This window comes from Bifidobacterium sp. SO4 (assembly GCF_018555355.1).
Taxonomy (GTDB): domain Bacteria; phylum Actinomycetota; class Actinomycetes; order Actinomycetales; family Bifidobacteriaceae; genus Bifidobacterium; species Bifidobacterium miconisargentati.
The window spans coordinates 40,082-56,543 of sequence record NZ_JAFEJP010000019.1; the positions used below are offsets into that span (position 1 = coordinate 40,082).

General features: G+C 65.8%; 14 protein-coding genes. 3 read left to right on the forward strand and 11 right to left on the reverse strand.

The window, feature by feature from the left end:
* The first annotated feature begins 41 nt into the window (after positions 1 to 41).
* The 3 genes from JS536_RS10695 to JS536_RS10705 all read left to right on the forward strand — a co-directional run bounded on the left by JS536_RS10695 (position 42) and on the right by JS536_RS10705 (position 4,133).
* Entirely contained in the window at positions 42 to 872 is an 831-nt protein-coding gene (locus JS536_RS10695; protein WP_217625155.1) for an ABC transporter ATP-binding protein, read from the forward strand.
* The gene (locus JS536_RS10700) at positions 869 to 3,772 is read left to right on the forward strand and encodes an ABC transporter permease (protein WP_214356907.1); all 2,904 of its coding nucleotides are present in this window, start codon (positions 869 to 871) and stop codon (positions 3,770 to 3,772) included. Before JS536_RS10695 ends, JS536_RS10700 begins: the two co-directional genes overlap by 4 nt.
* A 103-nt stretch (positions 3,773 to 3,875) precedes the next feature.
* Entirely contained in the window at positions 3,876 to 4,133 is a 258-nt protein-coding gene (locus JS536_RS10705; RefSeq protein ID WP_109057732.1) for a DUF6725 family protein, read from the forward strand.
* A 325-nt stretch (positions 4,134 to 4,458) separates the two neighbouring features.
* Here the strand turns inward: JS536_RS10705 and JS536_RS10710 are convergent, their stop codons facing one another.
* The 11 genes from JS536_RS10710 to xerD form a co-directional block, all read right to left on the reverse strand.
* A complete protein-coding gene (locus JS536_RS10710; RefSeq protein WP_214356908.1) occupies positions 4,459 to 5,505 on the reverse strand; it encodes a prephenate dehydrogenase/arogenate dehydrogenase family protein in 1,047 nt (348 codons plus the stop codon).
* Positions 5,499 to 6,479 (reverse strand): prephenate dehydratase domain-containing protein, encoded by a 981-nt coding sequence (locus JS536_RS10715; protein ID WP_214356909.1) that lies wholly within the window; start codon positions 6,477 to 6,479, stop codon positions 5,499 to 5,501. The genes JS536_RS10710 and JS536_RS10715 overlap by 7 nt, the downstream gene beginning before the upstream one ends.
* 83 nt (positions 6,480 to 6,562) lie before the next feature.
* The gene (locus JS536_RS10720) at positions 6,563 to 7,009 is read right to left on the reverse strand and encodes an alcohol dehydrogenase (RefSeq protein WP_214356910.1); all 447 of its coding nucleotides are present in this window, start codon (positions 7,007 to 7,009) and stop codon (positions 6,563 to 6,565) included.
* A 157-nt stretch (positions 7,010 to 7,166) separates the two neighbouring features.
* A complete protein-coding gene (gene typA / locus JS536_RS10725) occupies positions 7,167 to 9,092 on the reverse strand; it encodes a translational GTPase TypA (protein ID WP_214304118.1) in 1,926 nt (641 codons plus the stop codon).
* A 193-nt stretch (positions 9,093 to 9,285) separates the two neighbouring features.
* Complete coding sequence (locus JS536_RS10730; RefSeq protein ID WP_214356911.1) at positions 9,286 to 9,849, reverse strand: isochorismatase family protein; 564 nt, start codon at positions 9,847 to 9,849, stop codon at positions 9,286 to 9,288.
* A 1-nt stretch (position 9,850) separates the two neighbouring features.
* Positions 9,851 to 11,296: a cytosine permease gene (locus JS536_RS10735; RefSeq protein ID WP_214356912.1), complete on the reverse strand. Its 1,446-nt coding sequence runs from the start codon at positions 11,294 to 11,296 to the stop codon at positions 9,851 to 9,853.
* Positions 11,297 to 11,482: 186 nt separating this feature from the next.
* Positions 11,483 to 12,415 carry an NUDIX domain-containing protein gene (locus JS536_RS10740; protein ID WP_214356913.1) on the reverse strand — a complete coding sequence of 311 codons (933 nt, stop codon included), beginning with the start codon at positions 12,413 to 12,415 and terminating at the stop codon, positions 11,483 to 11,485.
* Positions 12,416 to 12,507: 92 nt separating this feature from the next.
* Positions 12,508 to 13,128, reverse strand: a complete 621-nt coding sequence (scpB, locus tag JS536_RS10745) for an SMC-Scp complex subunit ScpB (RefSeq protein ID WP_240544370.1) — start codon at positions 13,126 to 13,128, stop codon at positions 12,508 to 12,510.
* An 83-nt stretch (positions 13,129 to 13,211) separates the two neighbouring features.
* Positions 13,212 to 14,120 carry a ScpA family protein gene (locus tag JS536_RS10750; protein ID WP_346427480.1) on the reverse strand — a complete coding sequence of 303 codons (909 nt, stop codon included), beginning with the start codon at positions 14,118 to 14,120 and terminating at the stop codon, positions 13,212 to 13,214.
* The gene (locus JS536_RS10755; RefSeq protein WP_109057721.1) at positions 14,117 to 14,956 is read right to left on the reverse strand and encodes an AAA family ATPase; all 840 of its coding nucleotides are present in this window, start codon (positions 14,954 to 14,956) and stop codon (positions 14,117 to 14,119) included. Before JS536_RS10755 ends, JS536_RS10750 begins: the two co-directional genes overlap by 4 nt.
* 302 nt (positions 14,957 to 15,258) lie before the next feature.
* On the reverse strand, positions 15,259 to 16,209 hold the full coding sequence (gene xerD / locus JS536_RS10760; RefSeq protein ID WP_214356914.1) for a site-specific tyrosine recombinase XerD: 951 nt from the start codon (positions 16,207 to 16,209) through the stop codon (positions 15,259 to 15,261).
* Positions 16,210 to 16,462: the final 253 nt, after the last annotated feature.

The window sequence follows — 16,462 nt, forward strand, 5'->3', positions numbered from 1 at the left end:
CCGATAGACTATAGGCACGCATTCGATGGGATTGGGGCAGTATGGCACGGCACAACGCACAGCATAACGTACGGCACGGCGGACGGAATACGGAGACGGTCGGGAATGAGACCGAACGCGAGGAACGCGATCATGTGGTGGCCCGCGCCGTGGATCTGGTCAAGACCTACGGGGATGCGGACAATCTCGTCACCGCGCTGGACCATGTGAATGTGGAGTTCGAGCGCGGCAGGATGACGGCGATCATGGGACCGTCCGGCTCGGGCAAGTCCACGCTGATGCACTGCATGGCCGGTCTTGACCAGCCCACTTCGGGTCAGGTGTTCGTGGAGGGGCTGGAGGTCTCGGCCATGAACCAGCGGCAGCTGACCCGGTTGCGCCGCCAGCAGATCGGCTTCATCTTCCAATCGTTCAATCTGGTGCCCACGCTTTCGGCCGAGGAGAACATCCTGTTGCCGCTGCAGATAGCCAGAAAGCCCATCGACCGCGACTGGTTCGATCAGGTGGTCAGGGTGGTGGGCCTGGAGCAGCGGCTCACGCACCGGCCAAGCCAGCTTTCGGGCGGACAGCAGCAGCGCGTGGCCTGCGCGCGTGCGATGATGGCGCGTCCTTCGGTGATCTTCGCGGACGAACCCACCGGCAATCTCGACTCCCGTTCCAGCCGTGAGGTGCTGGGCTTCCTCAAGCAGTCCGTGGCGGATTACGGCCAGTCGATCGTGATGGTGACGCACGATCCGCGCGCCGCCTCCTATGCCGACCGCGTGCTGGTGCTGGCGGACGGGCATATCACGCAGGATCTGGACCACCCCACCTACGAGCGCATCCTCGAGGTGTTCGCGGACGGCACCGGCGATGACGAGGCGGACGCATGATCCGCATAGGCCTGCGCGACGCCCGCGCGCATCTCGGGCGGTTCGTCATGTCCATCATCGCCATCGCGTTGGGCGTGAGTTTCGTGGTCGGCTCGTTCTGCTTCCGCGAGATGATGAACAACCAGGTGGACCAGATGATGGCCTCGAACTCGGATGCCGACGTGTACGTGCGAGGCAGCAAGGAACAGAAGGGCGCATCGGCGACGGATGCCATGGGCTCGTCCGGCTCATCCTCCGGCTCTGGCTCCTCCGAGACGAAGACCTACAACCGCATCGACATCTCCCTGACGGACACCATCGCCAAGGTCGAGGGCGTGGAGCGCGCCGAGGCCGTCTATCAGGTCTCAGGTCTGGTGCTGGTGGACAAAAGCGGCAACGCCGTCTCCACGATGGGCGGCGTGACCAGCAGCCTGGGGCTCAGGGACGGCACCTGGCGTTCGGCATCGCTGGTCAAGGGCCGGTGGGCGAAGACCAAGCACGAAATCGCGTTGCATACGTTCGCCGCGGAAACCGCGGGGCTCGAGGTCGGCGACACCACCAAGCTTGTGTATCCGGACGGCGCGGTGGACGTGAAGGTCGTGGGACTGTTCTCCACCACGTCGTCGCAGGCCGGCGCGATCATCATCGGGCTTGCGCCGGAAGTGGCCAAGGATTATTTCCAGCAGCAGTCCGGACAGGTCGGCACCGCCCGCTATCTCACCGTCTACGGTTCGGCGAACGGCGGGCAGCCGCTCAGCGAGACGCAGCAGCAGAGGCTCGCGGACCGCATCAACGAGGCGCTGCCGGCCGGCTCGAAGGCCGTGGCCATCACCGGCCAGCATGTGCGCGACAGCAACGCCGAAGCCACCAAGAAGGCGCTCGGCTTCGTGCAGCCGCTGATCCTGATCTTCGCGGTGATCGCGTTGTTCGTGGGCTCGTTCATCATCGCGAACACGTTCTCGATGATCGTGCGCGAGTCGATGCGCGGCTATGCGCTGCTGCGGTCGATCGGAGCCTCCCCCGCCCAGGTGTTCGTGACGGTGGTGGTGCAGGCGATCGTGCTGGGTCTTATGGGCTCGCTGATCGGCATCGGACTGGGTTGGATCATGGTCAAGGGCATCGTGGCGCTGATGGCGCATATGGGCACGCCGATGACCGGATCCTCGAACCCGAGTGTGTCGGATATGCTCGTGGGTCTTGTGGTGGGCGTGCTGGTCACGCTCATCGGCGCTTCCCTGCCGGCACGGCGGGCGGCGATGGCCCCGCCGATCCAGGCGATGAACGAGACGGTGAACCCGGAGAAGCCCGTGTGGCCGCGAGGTGTGGCCGGCACGGCGATGATCGTGTGCGGCGCGGCGTCCTGGGTGCTGTGCTGGCGTATCGCCGCGGCGAACAACGACGGCATGGCCGTCTCGCCTTGGGGATGGCTCAACGACGCTGCCTCCGCGATGGGCACCGGCTGGCCGCTCGGTGTGGGCGCCGGACTGGTGGTCATCGGCGTGATCGTGCTCGCCCCGGCGCTGGTGGGGCCCACGAGCGTGGTGCTGGGTTGGATTCCGGCGCACGTCTTCACGGTGACGGGCCGGCTTGCCACCCGCAATCTGGCGCGCGGCAAGCGCAGGACCGCGAATACGGCGGCCGCGTTGTTCGTGGGCGTCGCGATCGTGAGCTGTCTGGGCGTGGTGGCCTCCTCGGCGAAGGCCTCGGTGGCGGGCATCGTGGATTCCGGGCTGAAGTCCGATTTCTCGGCCATGTCCGCGTCCGATGGCCGTATTCCGGACGATGCCATCGAGGCGATCCGCAAGACCGACGGCGTGGGTTCGGTCTCGCAGTCGCGCATGCTCATGGGAGTCACGTACGGTTCGGGCGACGATCGGACGCAGGCCATGACGTTCGCCGAGCAGCCGTCGCTGTTCACCAAGGTGTTCGCGCCGGTCACCCATGCGGGAGACGCGGACAAGGCGCTGCGCAATGGCGAGCTGGTGGTGGGCATCGCCGTGGCGAAGGACAACGGCTGGAAGGTCGGCGACACGGTGCGGGTCAACGGCCGGCAGGTGGTGGTCGACAAGGAGGCCACCGCCAAGGCGCAGGCCGAATACCAGGCGCAGGTGGAGGCGAAGGTCTCCGGATTGCAGGCCGAGGCCCAGCAGCTGCTCGCCTCCGGGGATGCGGCCGGCGCGCAGGCCAAGGCGTCCGAGGCGCAGCAGGCCGCCGAGGATGCGAAGAACGTGGATCCGAGCACATTGGTGAAGACGAAGACCACCCTCACGCATGTGAAGGTGCGGATCGGCGCGATCATCGAGAATTCGGTGTACCGGTCGATGGTGCTCATGAACGACGAGACGGCCGGCAAGGTCGCCAACGAGTACACGATGTTCACCATCATGCTGTTCGTCAACGCGGCGCGCGGCGAGGATCTGGGGGCGTTGAAGGCGCGGCTCATCAAGGCGGTCAAACCGTATTACGTGGTGAACGTGCAGGACCGCGAGGAGTTCAAGTCCACGATGAGCACGATGGTCGACCAGATTCTGCTGGTGCTCTATGCGCTGCTGGCCCTGTCCATCGTGATCGCGGTGTTCGGCATCGTGAACACGCTGGCGCTGTCCGTGTCCGAACGCACCAAGGAGATCGGCCTGCTGCGGGCGATCGGCACCTCACGTGCCCAGGTGCGCGGCATGCTCGGCATCGAGGCGGTCATCATCGCCGTGTTCGGCACGGTGATGGGCATGGTGACGGGCGTCGCGGCCGGTGTGGTGATCCGCGCGGTGTACGAGGCAAACGGATTGAGTTCGCTGAGTGTGCCGTGGGGGCAGTTGGGCGTGTTCCTGGCGCTTTCGATCGTGGTGGGTCTGGTGGCCTCGGTCTCCCCCGCCTCACGCGCGTTGCGGCAGCCTGTGCTCGACGCGGTGGCGGCGGAATGATTGCCCGTTCCGTGCGTCGCAACGTGTTCGGAGTAAGGTGGAACTACCGATATCGGGGTGTCAGGGCCGACACCCCGCGTGATTCATAAGGGGGATGATTCCGATGACGTTGCCGAGGCAGATTCCGGTGGGCGCACGCATCGTGGTGCGTATCACCGATGGCGTGGACCCTACGGACGGGCGCATGAAGTTCCGTGATTTCGTGGGGCATGTGGTGTCCTGGGACGGCTACACGTTGGAGATGGTGCGTGATGCGGCCGCCAACGGCTCCCGCCCGGCCCAGAACGTGACCATCCACCAGGAGCAGATCGCCACGCTGAAGCCGGTACCCGAACGGCCGCACGTGAAGCCGCGTCCGTGAGGCATCGGCCGCAGGCCAATAGATTTGTTTCGCAGGCTTTGCCTGCTTTTCTGCTACCCCTCAGACTCGCTTCGCGAGCCAGCTCATCAGCAATTACGGACGAACTTCGTTCGCGGATTGTTGGCTCGACTGTCGTCTCGCACATCGCCTACAAACAGTCCTACTGTTTGTTTCACGGCGATGTCCTGACAAGGGGAGCCACGATTTTATATATAGGCTAGGCTCCCCTTGTCAGGGGAGCTGTCAACCGCAGGTTGACTGAAGGGTAGTAGAAGAGCGTCCTGTCAAAGACGCGGGAGACACAGCATCGGCCGCAGGCCGATTCCTATATCGCGGGGCGAATCTGGATCACGGCCTGATGGGGGTGGATGAAGCTGGTGATCGCCTCTCCCCTGCGGGCGGAGAATAGGAGCGTCTGCTGCCAGCCGGTCTCGGGAATCTCCAATTCGCGTGCGGGAAAATCGGCCGTCGAGGCCAGTGCCGCCTTGTATTTGCGGAACGGGTCGCCTGCGGCGAAGAACCTTCTGACGTCCGCCGCGGCCCTGTTCTGCTGCAGAATCCCCTGTGCGCCGGCGCCCCGCTCCTGTTCGGCATGCAGCTGGTCGGCCATATCGGTCAGGCGTGCGGCCATGCGACGCAGCAGCACTTCCACGTTGAGTGCGTCCTCTTCGACCATCGCACGGGTGCGGTCGGGATCGGTCAGGGCCACGCGGGTCATGTCGCGCCAGCAGCCCGCCGCCAATGCGGCCGCCACATTCCGGTCCGGATTGGCCGTGAGCTCGTTGATGAGCGCGGTGGAGACCACATGCGGCATGTGGGAGATCATGGCGGCGGCCTTGTCGTGGGTCTCGTCGTCCAGCACGATGATGCGGTTGCCCACGTCTTCGGTGATCAGCGAGGCCACGGCGAAGAACCGACGGTAGTCCGTCGGCTCGTCCACGGTCACGGCCCACAGGGCATCGTCATACAGGCTCGGGTCGGCGGCCTGCCAGCCGGACAGTTCGTTGCCTGCCATCGGATGCGCGCCCACGTACCGGTTCGCGAGCCCCGCGGCCTTGACCTGATCGCGGACCATGCCCTTGACAGAGCCGACGTCGGTGAGCGTGGTGTCGGGATGCTCGTCGAACAGGGGCTTCAATTCGGCCAGAATAGCGGGCATGGCCTTGAGCGGGTTGCACAGGACCAGTACGTCCGGTTCGGCGGTCATGAGTTCGGCGAGCGTGCTTTTGCAGTAGATGCCGTCGGCTTCCGCCTGCGCGTACGGGTGCGGGCGATGGTTCCACGCCACGACCCGGATGCCGCGTCGGGCCAATCGCCTGGCCAACGAGCCGCCGATGAGGCCAAGTCCTACGATGCCGACCGTATCTACCACAACAGTTCCTTTCTCACGCTCTCGGTGTGCTGCCATCCTTCCGGCATACGCTCCTCATCGATATGGATGCCGCCCTGGGGCAACATCCAAGCATCGACCGGGGGGTTGGGGCGTTCGCGGCGTGGATAGACGGCCAGCGTCTTCATCCAGATGCCTTTCATGGCCAGTATTTCCAGCACTTTCTGGAACCGTGGCTCCCAGGGCGCGGCGTCCAGCGTGTCGATGAAGCTGTAGGTGCCGTCGTGCCCCTTGATGGGGCGGGAGATGAAACTGGTCATGTTCAGTCCCGCGACGCGCAGGATGTCGAGGATGTTCGCCACGACTCCCGGACCCGTGGCAAGCGGGATGAACGTGATGATCGTCTCGAAATCGCTGGCATCGCCATGCTGGGCGCGGGCGTTGAGCTCCTGGACGACGTCGCGCGGCGCGATGACCAGGAAGTCGGTTCTGGCGCCGTCGAAATCCTGCACATGTTCGCCGAGCACGTCGAGGTCGTAGAGCGTGCCGCAGATGCTGGGGCCGAGCGCCACCTGACCGGGCTTCAGATCACGGCAGGCGGCGGCGTTGGATGAGGCCGGCTCGGGTTTGAGCCGGTATTCGGCGATGAATCTGGTGCATTGGGCGAGCCCGTGCGGGTGGGCGCTGACGGGCTGTCCGGTGCAGTCGTAGATGCCGTGGCCACGCACGGTGAAGGCGTTGAACGCCACGTCCACGCTCACGCGGGCGAAGCCGGCCACGTCGGTGGAGTCGATGAGCGCGTCCAGGTTCGGGACCACGTAGCCTTCGACGTTGTTCTCCCAGGCGATGACGCCCCAGCCTTGACGGGATTGCACGGCGTTCATGATCGCCGGCACATCGGGAAGCGGGATGAGGTCAAAATCTCCCATGGGGGCGAACTGTTCGGCGGCAGTCATTGCCGCCTGATGGGTGAAGGTGCCCTCGGGGCCCAGATAGAAGAGTTTCATGCGTGCCATATCGTTCTATGGTAGCGGGGCTTGGAGTGGTTGCGCGTGAGATGCCCACGACACGCGGGGTCGAAGCTGTGCTGATCCGCGGTTTACGCCTGTGGCGTGGTGTCGCGGGGCGGGATCGTGAACCAGCGGGCGGGCAGGACGAGCATGACCACCTGCACGAGCACGATGCCGTACAGCCAGATGTATCCGGCGTGCTGGGAGAAGAACGGCATATCGCCTTGGAATCCGGCCACGATCAGCGCGTTGCCGGAAGTGGTGGCGAGGGCCAGTCCCCATGCCGTGGCGGACGAGGTGATCAGGTGCAGGGCGAGGCCCACCGCACCGAGCCGCGCGCGGGCGCACCATGTGGACAAGATGATGAGCAGGAACGCCAGCGCCAGTCCGTACGGGATATCGGCCGAAGCGCCCATACGGTGCGCGAAGGTGCCGATGAATGCGGCGAACGCGCCGGCCAGCATCGTAATCAACGATCTGACCAGCGCGTTCTGCCGATGCGACCAAGGCAATGATTCCACGCGATTGATATCCATATGCCCCATACTATGTCACAAACACACTGGCTCCCCTCAGCGAGGGGAGCTGTCGAACGTAGTGAGACTGAGGGGAGTTCCTTCGAGATGACTCCCCTCAGTCAGCTTCGCTGACAGCTCCCCTCAGCGAGGGGAGCCAGAATATGCCCAACCAGGCTTACTTAGACTGGTTGTTCTGACGACGCTGCTTGGCGCGCCACTTGTACCAGTCCTCGCGGCCGAGGATGATCTTGCGCACGCGGATGGACTCGGGGGTCACCTCCACGCACTCGTCCTCGTTGGCGAAGTCCAGGGACTCCTCGAGGCTCATCTTGATCGGCGGGGTCAGGGTCTCCAGCACGTCGGCGGTGGAGGAACGCATGTTGGTCATGTGCTTGGCCAGCGTGATGTTCACGTCCAGCTCGTCGGGCTTGTTGTTCACGCCCACGACCTGGCCCTCGTACACCGGGGACTGCGGCTCGACGAAGAAGTTGCCACGGGCCTGCAGACGCTGCATGGCGTACGGGGTGGCCACGCCCTTGCGGTCGGAGACCATGGAGCCGTTCTGGCGGATGGTGATCTCACCGGCCCACGGCGCGTAGCCGGCGGAGATGGAGGAGGAGATGCCGGTGCCGCGCGTGGCGGACAGCAGGGCGGTGCGGAAGCCGATCAGGCCGCGGGACGGCACAGTGAACTGCAGACGCACCCAGCCGGAGCCGTGGTTGGTCATGCCGTCCATGCGGCCCTTGCGGTCGGCCATGAGCTGGGTGACGGTACCCATGTACTCTTCCGGCACGTCGATGGTGGTGTTCTCCATCGGCTCGTTGATCACGCCGTCGATCTTCTTGGTGACCACCTGCGGGCGGCCGACGGTCAGCTCGTAGCCTTCGCGGCGCATCTGCTCGGCCAGCACGGCCAGGGCCAGCTCGCCACGGCCCTGGACCTCCCAGGCGTCCGGGCGGTCGGTGGGCAGCACCCTGATGGACACGTTACCGATGAGCTCGCGGTCCAGACGGTCCTTGATCATGCGGGCGGTGAGCTTGTGGTCCTTGCCCTCGGTGCCGGCCAGCGGGGAATCGTTGACGCCGAAGGTCATGGAGATGGCCGGTTCGTCCACGTGGATGAGCGGCAGCGGCTTCGGGTCGTTCGGGTCGACGATGGTCTCGCCGATCATGATGTCGTTCACGCCGGCGACGGCCACGATGTCGCCGGGGCCCGCGGAGGCAACCGGGATGCGGTCGAGGCCCTGGGTGCGCAGCAGCTCGGAGACGCGGAAGTTCTCCAGGGAGCCGTCCACACGGGACAGGCCGTAGGTCTTGCCCTTCTCGAGGGTGCCGTTGTAGATGCGGACCAGACCGAGTCGACCAAGGAAGTCGGAGGAGTCGATGTTGGCCACGTGGGCCTGCAGCGGGGCGCCCTCCTCGTATTCGGGGGCGGGGATGTTGGAGATGATGGCCTCGAACAGCGGCTCGAGGTTGTCGTTGTCCGGCATGCCGCCGTCCGCCGGCTGGTTCACGGAGGCGTAACCGGCCTTGGCGGCGCAGTAGATGACCGGCATTTCGAGCAGCTGGTCGAGGTTCAGGTCGATGCCCTCGTGCTGCACGTCGTCGGCCAGGCCGAGCAGCAGGTCGGAGGTCTCGCCCACGACCTCGGAGATGCGGGCGTCCGGACGGTCCACCTTGTTCACGCACAGGATGACCGGCAGCTTGGCCTCGAGGGCCTTGCGCAGCACGAAGCGGGTCTGCGGCAGCGGGCCTTCGGAGGCGTCCACGAGCAGGACGACGCCGTCGACCATGGAGATGCCGCGCTCCACCTCGCCGCCGAAGTCGGCGTGGCCGGGGGTGTCGATGATGTTGAGGGTGATGCCCTCCGGGTGGCCGTACTTGGCGGCCAGCGGGCCGGTGTATTCCACGGCCGTGTTCTTGGCGAGGATGGTGATGCCCTTCTCGCGCTCCAGATCGTTGGAGTCCATCACACGATCCGGCACTTCCTCACGCTCGGAGAACACATGGGACTGCTGAAGCATGGCATTGACCAGCGTGGTCTTGCCGTGATCGACGTGAGCCACGATCGCCACATTACGGATATCTCCACGAACCGCCATCGAAACCTCTCTTAATACTGATTCTTTTGCGTAATCGTTCGGTACTTGCGTACTTATGTACTTATCTGTTGGGTTTTGCTTCCCTGTACTTACACACAAACCGTCACGAGTGTACCGGCACGGCTTGACCAGTACGTGATACGCGAATGGCCCGCACTCGTTCGGGTGCGGGCCATCGTGCGCGGGAATCCGGTCAGCCGAGGACGGCGGCGGAATCGGTGATGGTGATGAGCGGGGCGAACAGGGCCATCGTGTCGAGGGCGCGCTGGTGGTTCTCCGGGCTGGAGCCGGCGCAGGCGTCGGCGATCACGCGCACGGCGACGCCGGCGTCCGCGGCGGCCAGGGCGGTGGTGATCACGCAGCAGTCGGTGGCCACGCCGCACAGGGCGATCTTCTTGGCCCCGCCGATCGCCGCGGCGAGCTCGTCGCCCCACTTGCCGAAGGTGTCGCGGCTCACGACCGGGTGTCCGGCGGCGAGCGCGGCGGTGTCGGCGGTCAGCCTGTACATCGGGTCGTCCGGGGGCACGAGGAACTGCGGCCAGTCCTTGAAGTAGTCCACCCAGGCGTCCTGGGCGGGAGTCGGTGCCACGTAGCGGGTGTAGGCCACGCGGTCGCCATAGGCCTTGGCGAGTGCGGCGAACGGCGCGTCGGTGGCGTGGAAGGAGCCGTCCGGACAGGCCCAGTCGGACCAGTCGGATTCGGCGAACACCTTCTGGCGGTCGATGACGACCAGCCATTCATCTGATGGGATTGCCATGTCAGTTCTCCTTTTCCTGAGCCGCGATGTCGCCGCGCTGGAAGATGAGCGCGCCGAGCAGGCCGACGAGCAGTGCCACGATCACGCCGAGGTTGGCGGACGCCCATGCGCCGTCCTTGCCGCCGAAGAAGCCGAGGAAGTAGCCCTGCCATTCGAGCCAGCTGGCGGAGGTGTTGACCACGAGGCCCCAGCCGAGCAGGGTGCCGATCACGAGGATCACGAGCGACTTGACGTTCCAGGCGCCGTAGCGGCCGGAAGGCTTGTAGAGGTCGTCGGTGGCGTAGTCCTTGCGGCGCAGGAGCACGTCGGCGATGAACAGGCCGGTCCACACGGCCATCGGCACGCCGAGGGTGATGAGGAAGCCCTGGAACGGGCCGATGAAGGTGTCGGAGAAGAAGGTGACGTACACCACGCCGAGCACGGTCAGGGCGGCGGTCAGGCCGGCGGCGGCCACGCGCGGCAGCTTGATGCCGAAGCTCAGCAGCGCCAGGCCGTTTGAGTAGTTGTCCATGATGGCGCCGGACATGAGGCCGAGCACGGCCACGATGGTGAACGGCACGAGGTACCAGGTGGGCAGGATGGAGGCCATGGCGCCGATCGGGTCGTTGCCCACGGCGTCGGCGAGGTCCTTGTTGGACACGGCGAGCAGGCCGCCGTAGATGACGAGCAGCACGGGGGCCAGGGAGGCGCCGAACGTGGACCAGAACACGATGCCGGCGTTGGAGGACTTGCGCGGCAGGTAGCGCGAGTAGTCGGCGGCCACGTTCACCCAGCCCAGGCCGAAGCCGGTCATGACGAACAGGCAGGCACCGAGCACGGCCGGCGCCGAGCCGCCCTGGGAAGCGCCCACGGCGGCGAAGTCGATGTGCGACCAGCCGAGGATCAGGAAGCCGATGGTCACCACGCCGCTGATGACGGTGATGGCCTGCTGGGCCTTCATGATGAGGTCGTAGCCGAAGATGCCGGCGACCACCACGAGGCCCACCACGATGACGGTGGAGATGATCTTCGGAGCCGCTCCGGACCCCCAGCCCAAGCGCTGGAAGGTGGAGGCGAGGGCGAGCACGGCGGTGGTGGTCAGGGAGATCTCCCAGCCGAGCGTGGCGATCCAGCTCAGCACGGACGGCACCTTGGCGCCTTCGACGCCGAAGGTGGCGCGGGTGATGACCATGGTCGGCGCGTTGGCGCGCTTGCCGGCGATGGAGACGACGCCCACGAGCAGGAACGAGACGACGATGCCGATGATGGAGGCGAGGGTCGCCTGCCAGAACGAGATGCCGAAGCCGAGCGACCAGGCGCCGTAGGACATGGCGAGCACGGAGATGTTGGCGGCGAACCAGGGCCAGAACAGGTCCTTCGGACTGCCGTGGCGGTCGGACTCGGCGATGGTGTCGATGCCCTGCTCCTCCACGGAGAGCGCGGAGCTCTTCTCCTTGGTGTCACTCATAGTGAACCTTCTTCTTGTTGGTGTTGGTTGTTTGTTTCGTTGAACGGATTGCGTTTGTTCGGGCTCCCCTCGGAGGGGAGCTGTCGAGCGTAGTGAGGCTGAGGGAAGGACTACGGTTAACCCGGCACTCCCCTCAGTCCGCTTCGCGGACAGCTCCCCTCGGAGAGGGGAGCCGATGTAATGGACTCACCCGTGGGCGGAGGGAATCAGCGGGGCGAGTGCATCGTCGATACGGGTCGACGCACGGCCGGACTCGTCGGAATCGATCGATGCCCCGGTCGCCCTGTCATGATCGGCCGTGACTCCCACGGCGGACAGCGCCCCGCTCCCCTGTCCCGGCACGGCGGCGTTTCCCGGATCCGGGGGCACGTACCGGTAGACGGCTGCGGGGCGCTGACGCCCCTCGCGCACCTTCTCGCCGGTGTCCTCAAGGTCGCCGGAGGCGAGCATCTTACGGCGGAAGTTCGCCAGATCGAGGCTTTGGCCAGCGATGGCCTCGTACACACCATGCAGCTGGCGCAGCGTGAAGGTGGGGCCGAGCAGTCGGGTGGCCACGTCCGAGTATTCGATCTTGGAGCGCAGCCGGGCCAGTGCATAGTCGATGATCTCGCGGTGGTCGAAGGCCAGCGGCGGCAGATCGTCCTCCGGAAACCAGCGCACGTTGTCGCCGTCCTCGAAATCCGCGGCCTCGCGCTGCTCCACCAACGCCCAGTAGACGATGGAGACCATCGGCAGCCCGCCGCGCGAACGGGCGGGGTCGCCGAAGGTGTAGAGCTGTTCGAGATAGCGGGGATGCAGGGACGTGGTCGATTCGAGCGCCGAATAGGCCGATTGCTCCAGCGAACGGTCGGCCCTCAAATCGCCGCCCGGCAGCGCCCAGAAGCCCAGGAACGGCTGACGAACGCGCCTGACGAGCGGCAGCCAGAGTCTTGAGTGGGCAGCCGAGGCACCGCGGGCCGCAGGCCTCGCGGATGTCCCGGATGCCCCATCCCCGGAGGCATGGCCCGAATCGGCGGCGTCGCGGATGCCGTCCGACTGCGGCCCGAGCGTCAGGATCACCACGGATACGCCGACCTGCGGCGGTGCGCTGCGGCGCTCGGATACATTGCCGAATCCCATGCCATGCCTCTTTCTCTGTGCGGAGCGTCCCCTCGGGTTCACAGCATAGCACTAGTTATAGTCACTATGACTATAACTGTTCGGGACGTGGATCACACGGCGTCCTCGCCGGTCACATCGTCCACTGGCGGCAGGAACGGGGCCAGCGAGGGCAGGTCGTCGAGGGAGTCGAGTCCCATCATGTCCAGGAACAGAGCGGACGTGACAAGCAGGGCCGCACGGGAATCGGGATCGACGCCCTCCTCACGCACCAGTCCGCGCACGGCGAGCGAGCGGATCACACCGTCGGAGTTGACGCCGCGGATGGCGGCCACCTGCGCGCGCGTGACCGGCTGGCGGTACGCCACAATGGCGAGCGCCTCCAGTGCCGCCTGGCTCAGACGGGCGGTCTGCCCGTCGGTCACGAACGCGGACACGACCGGCTCGTAGACGGCCCGGCTTGCGAACTGCCAGCCGCTTGCGGTCTCACGCAGCTCGAAGCCGCGCGGACGGACGCCCGCGTCCGGATCGCCTTCGTATTCCTCACGCAGTGATTCCAATGCCAGTTCCACGGTCCGTGCACCGCAGCCGAGTACGCGGGCCAGGTCGGCGGGCGTCTGCGGCTGGTCGGCGGCCATCAGCACCGCCTCGAGGCAGGCGGGCAGACCGCCGGGATAATCGCCCGCCGGCCCGGACACGGCGAATGCCATCGGCCGACCGGACTGAGGCGGCATGGATGCGGCTCCCCCGCCGTCCGGCGTCATGCCATCGCCCGCGGATCGCGCATCGGCGTTGGTCTGCGTTTCCTGAGTTCCCGTCATGCGAAGTCACCTTCCGAAATCGTCACATCGTCATCGTCGCCGTTCCCGTCCGCGGCCGGGGCGTCGTCGTCCGGGCCGGGGACCCAGCGCAGGCGCAGGTCCTCGAACGGCCCCTCCTGGCGGTATTGCAGCGAGCCCTGTTTGAAGAACATGAGGATGGCCATGAACCGGGCCACCACTTCGATGCGGGTTGCGCAGTCGGCGGTGAGCTCCCGGAAGGACAGCGATCCGGCATCCCCATCGGACTTGTCGGGTCCCGCACTCCCCCGCTCCAGCGCGGCCCTGAGCCGTTCGCGCACCAGCAGGGATTGGGCCCGCAGATCGACCAACGGCACGTGCAGCTGATGGACGGACACTTCCGAGGCGGGAGCGTTGGCGATCACGCGGGCGGCGAGACGGGCCAGGTCGTCCGGCGTCAGCGTCCAGACGAGTTCGGGCAGGAGCGAGGCCACCGACTCGTCCACCATGGCGGGATGCGGGAATCGGCCGGCGTTGAGCGTCATGCGTGCGCGGAAGTCGGCGGAGGCCTGTTTGTAGGCCCGGTATTGCAGGAGGCGTGCGAACAGCAGGTCGCGTTCACGCAGGGCCGCGAGGCTTTGCTCGTCGCGCTGGCCCTCCTCGTCGGCGGGCAGCAAGGCGGCGCTTTTGGCCTCCACCAGAATCGAGGCCACGTCGAGGAAGGCGCTGGCCTCGTCCATGTTGCGTACGAAGTCGAGCCCACGCACATAGGCGAGGAACTCCTCGGTGATCGCGGAGAGCGAGACCTCCGTCAGTTCGAGGCGGTTGTTGGCGATCATGCCGAGCAGCACGTCGAACGGCCCCGAGTAGACCTCGAGGTTCACCCGGAAGCCGGTGACGGGCTGGCTTCCCGGCCCGTCCGGGCGGGAATCGGGCACGCCGGTCACGCCACGATGCCGCGGGCGATGAGCTCGCGGGCCACGGCCCGGTACTCCTTGGCGGTCTTGTGCTCGGGGGCGTACACCGTCACGGGCGCGGCGGCCACGCTGGAATCCGGCAGCTTGATGGAGCGGGAGATCACGGTGTGGAAGACCTTGTCCTGGAACGCCTCGTAGATGCGTTGGCAGACCTCCTCGCAGTGGAGGGTCTTGGTGTACATGGTCACCAGCACGCCGCTGACCTCCAGCGCCGGGTTGATGCGGGACTGCACCTTCTCGATGGACTGCATGAGCAGCGCCACGCCGCGCAGGGCGAAGAACTCGGCGGCCACGGGGATGATCACGCCGTCCGCGGCGGTCAGCGCGTTCACCGTGAGCAGGCCGAGGGAGGGCTGGCAGTCGACGATGATGAGGTCGTATTCGTTCTTGACCTTGCGCAGCACGCCGTTGAGGATCTGTTCGCGGCCCACTTCGGTCACGAGCTGCACTTCGGCTGCGGACAGGTCGATGTTCGCGGGGATGATGTCGATGTTCTCGAACGCGGTGTGCTGGACCACGTCGTGCGGGTCCACGGAGATGTCGAACAGCGCGGTGTAGATGGTGTTCTCCACGGTGTTCGCGTTGATGCCCAGTCCCACGGTGGCGGCGCCCTGCGGGTCGAAGTCCACGATGAGCACGCGGCGGCCGTATTGGGCCAGCGCGCCGGCGATGTTGATGGAACTGGTGGTCTTGCCTACGCCGCCCTTCTGGTTGCACATGGCGATGACCCTGGCCGGGCCATGCTGCTGTAGCGGTTCGGGGGCGGGGAAGGTTTCGTATTCACGTCCAAGCAGATCGGTAGGCATACCGTCCACCTTATCAATATCCTCCTCGTCTTGCCGGGCAACGACATACGTTCCCGCCATAGGCAAAGTCCCCTGACGGAAATCCTCGCCCCGATCGTCGCGCCAATCGCCCATGTCAGCCTCCGTATGTTCTCCTTCCTCACAGCCTACTCGCGGGGCTCGGCCAGTGCGATGGTGCGGCAATGGAACGAATCGCGCCGTACGGAGCCGATCCGCGGCGCCCGATGCCGCCCGGCGCGGTTCTCCGCGCAAACCGGGTTTTCCGACCGGGGCCATGGGTTACGGGAGATTTATCGGACGGTTCACTTCGCGCGCGGATGCGCCATAAGGTAGGCCTCGATGAGGTGCTCGGGGCTCACATGCGTGTAGATCTGCGTGGTGGTCACGCTGGCGTGGCCGAGCAGTTCCTGCACGGTACGCACGTCCGCGCCGCCCTGGATGAGATGGGTGGCGAAGGAGTGGCGCAGGGTGTGCGGGTGGAGCGGACGGGTGATGCCGGCCTTCTCCCCCGCCTGGCGGACCACCTCCCAGATGGACTGCCGGGAGATGCGACGGCCGCGTTTGTTGAGGAACAGCGCCCGTCTTTCGGGCGTTTTGGCGGTGGTTCGACGTTCCAGCTCGCCACGGCCCATGTTGAGGTACCGGGTCAGGGCCTCGCAGGCGTATCCGCCGACGGGCACGAGCCGTTGTTTGGAGCCTTTGCCCATGAGTCGGGCGACGTGTTCGTCCAGGTCGATGTCGTCGAGGTTCGCGCCGGCGGCTTCGGAGACGCGGCAGCCGGTGGCGTACATGAATTCGAGGAGTGCTTTGTCTCGCAACTGGATCGGATCCACGGCGCCCGCATCCGTGCCGGCGGCGGTTTCGGGCGGGGTGACGGCGTCCAGTAGACATGCCACCTCGTCGATGTTCAGCACGTCGGGCAATGTGGAGGCTCCTTTGGGAGCTTTGACGGAGGCGGAGACGTCGTCGGAGACGATGTGCTGCGCGAGGGCGAAACGGTGGAATTCGTGCAGGGACGCGAGCCTGCGGGCCTTGGATCGCGGGGACTCCCCCCCCGCGTCCAATGCGGCGACGTAATCCTCCACGTCCTGGGTGCGGATGGCGTCGGGTTCCCCGATGCCACGGGACTCCAGCCAATCCACATATTTGGCGATGTCCGATTCGTACGCCTTCACCGTGGCCGCGGCGAGCCCCCGCTCCACTCCGATGTGGACGAGGAACTGTTCGGTGAGTCTGGCGAATGAGTCGGTCATGGTGTCCTATGGTAATCGGAAAGTCTCGGTGCGGGTTTTCTGGCTCCCCTCGCTGAGGGGAGCTGTCAGCGCAGCTGACTGAGGGGAGCATGCTCGCGGTTATGACTCCCCTCAGTCTCAATTCGTTCGAGGCGGATTCTAGTGGTGGTTGCAACACCTGTGTTGCTGTTTGATTTGGTGGTGTGATCGTATCATGCGGCGTTAATCAGGTCGAGGATGGCCTCGGAGGGTTTCCGGAACCCGAGCGTCTTGC

Coding starts and splice junctions, on each gene's coding strand:
- JS536_RS10695 (WP_217625155.1), top strand. CDS start 42: ATGGCACGGCACAACGCACAGCATAACGTACGGCACGGCGGACGGAAT.
- JS536_RS10700 (WP_214356907.1), top strand. CDS start 869: ATGATCCGCATAGGCCTGCGCGACGCCCGCGCGCATCTCGGGCGGTTC.
- JS536_RS10705 (WP_109057732.1), top strand. CDS start 3,876: ATGACGTTGCCGAGGCAGATTCCGGTGGGCGCACGCATCGTGGTGCGT.
- JS536_RS10715 (WP_214356909.1), bottom strand. CDS start 6,479: ATGGCACGCATGAAACTCTTCTATCTGGGCCCCGAGGGCACCTTCACC.
- JS536_RS10720 (WP_214356910.1), bottom strand. CDS start 7,009: ATGGATATCAATCGCGTGGAATCATTGCCTTGGTCGCATCGGCAGAAC.
- typA (WP_214304118.1), bottom strand. CDS start 9,092: ATGGCGGTTCGTGGAGATATCCGTAATGTGGCGATCGTGGCTCACGTC.
- JS536_RS10730 (WP_214356911.1), bottom strand. CDS start 9,849: ATGGCAATCCCATCAGATGAATGGCTGGTCGTCATCGACCGCCAGAAG.
- JS536_RS10735 (WP_214356912.1), bottom strand. CDS start 11,296: ATGAGTGACACCAAGGAGAAGAGCTCCGCGCTCTCCGTGGAGGAGCAG.
- JS536_RS10740 (WP_214356913.1), bottom strand. CDS start 12,415: ATGGGATTCGGCAATGTATCCGAGCGCCGCAGCGCACCGCCGCAGGTC.
- scpB (WP_240544370.1), bottom strand. CDS start 13,128: ATGCCGCCTCAGTCCGGTCGGCCGATGGCATTCGCCGTGTCCGGGCCG.
- JS536_RS10755 (WP_109057721.1), bottom strand. CDS start 14,956: ATGCCTACCGATCTGCTTGGACGTGAATACGAAACCTTCCCCGCCCCC.
- xerD (WP_214356914.1), bottom strand. CDS start 16,209: ATGACCGACTCATTCGCCAGACTCACCGAACAGTTCCTCGTCCACATC.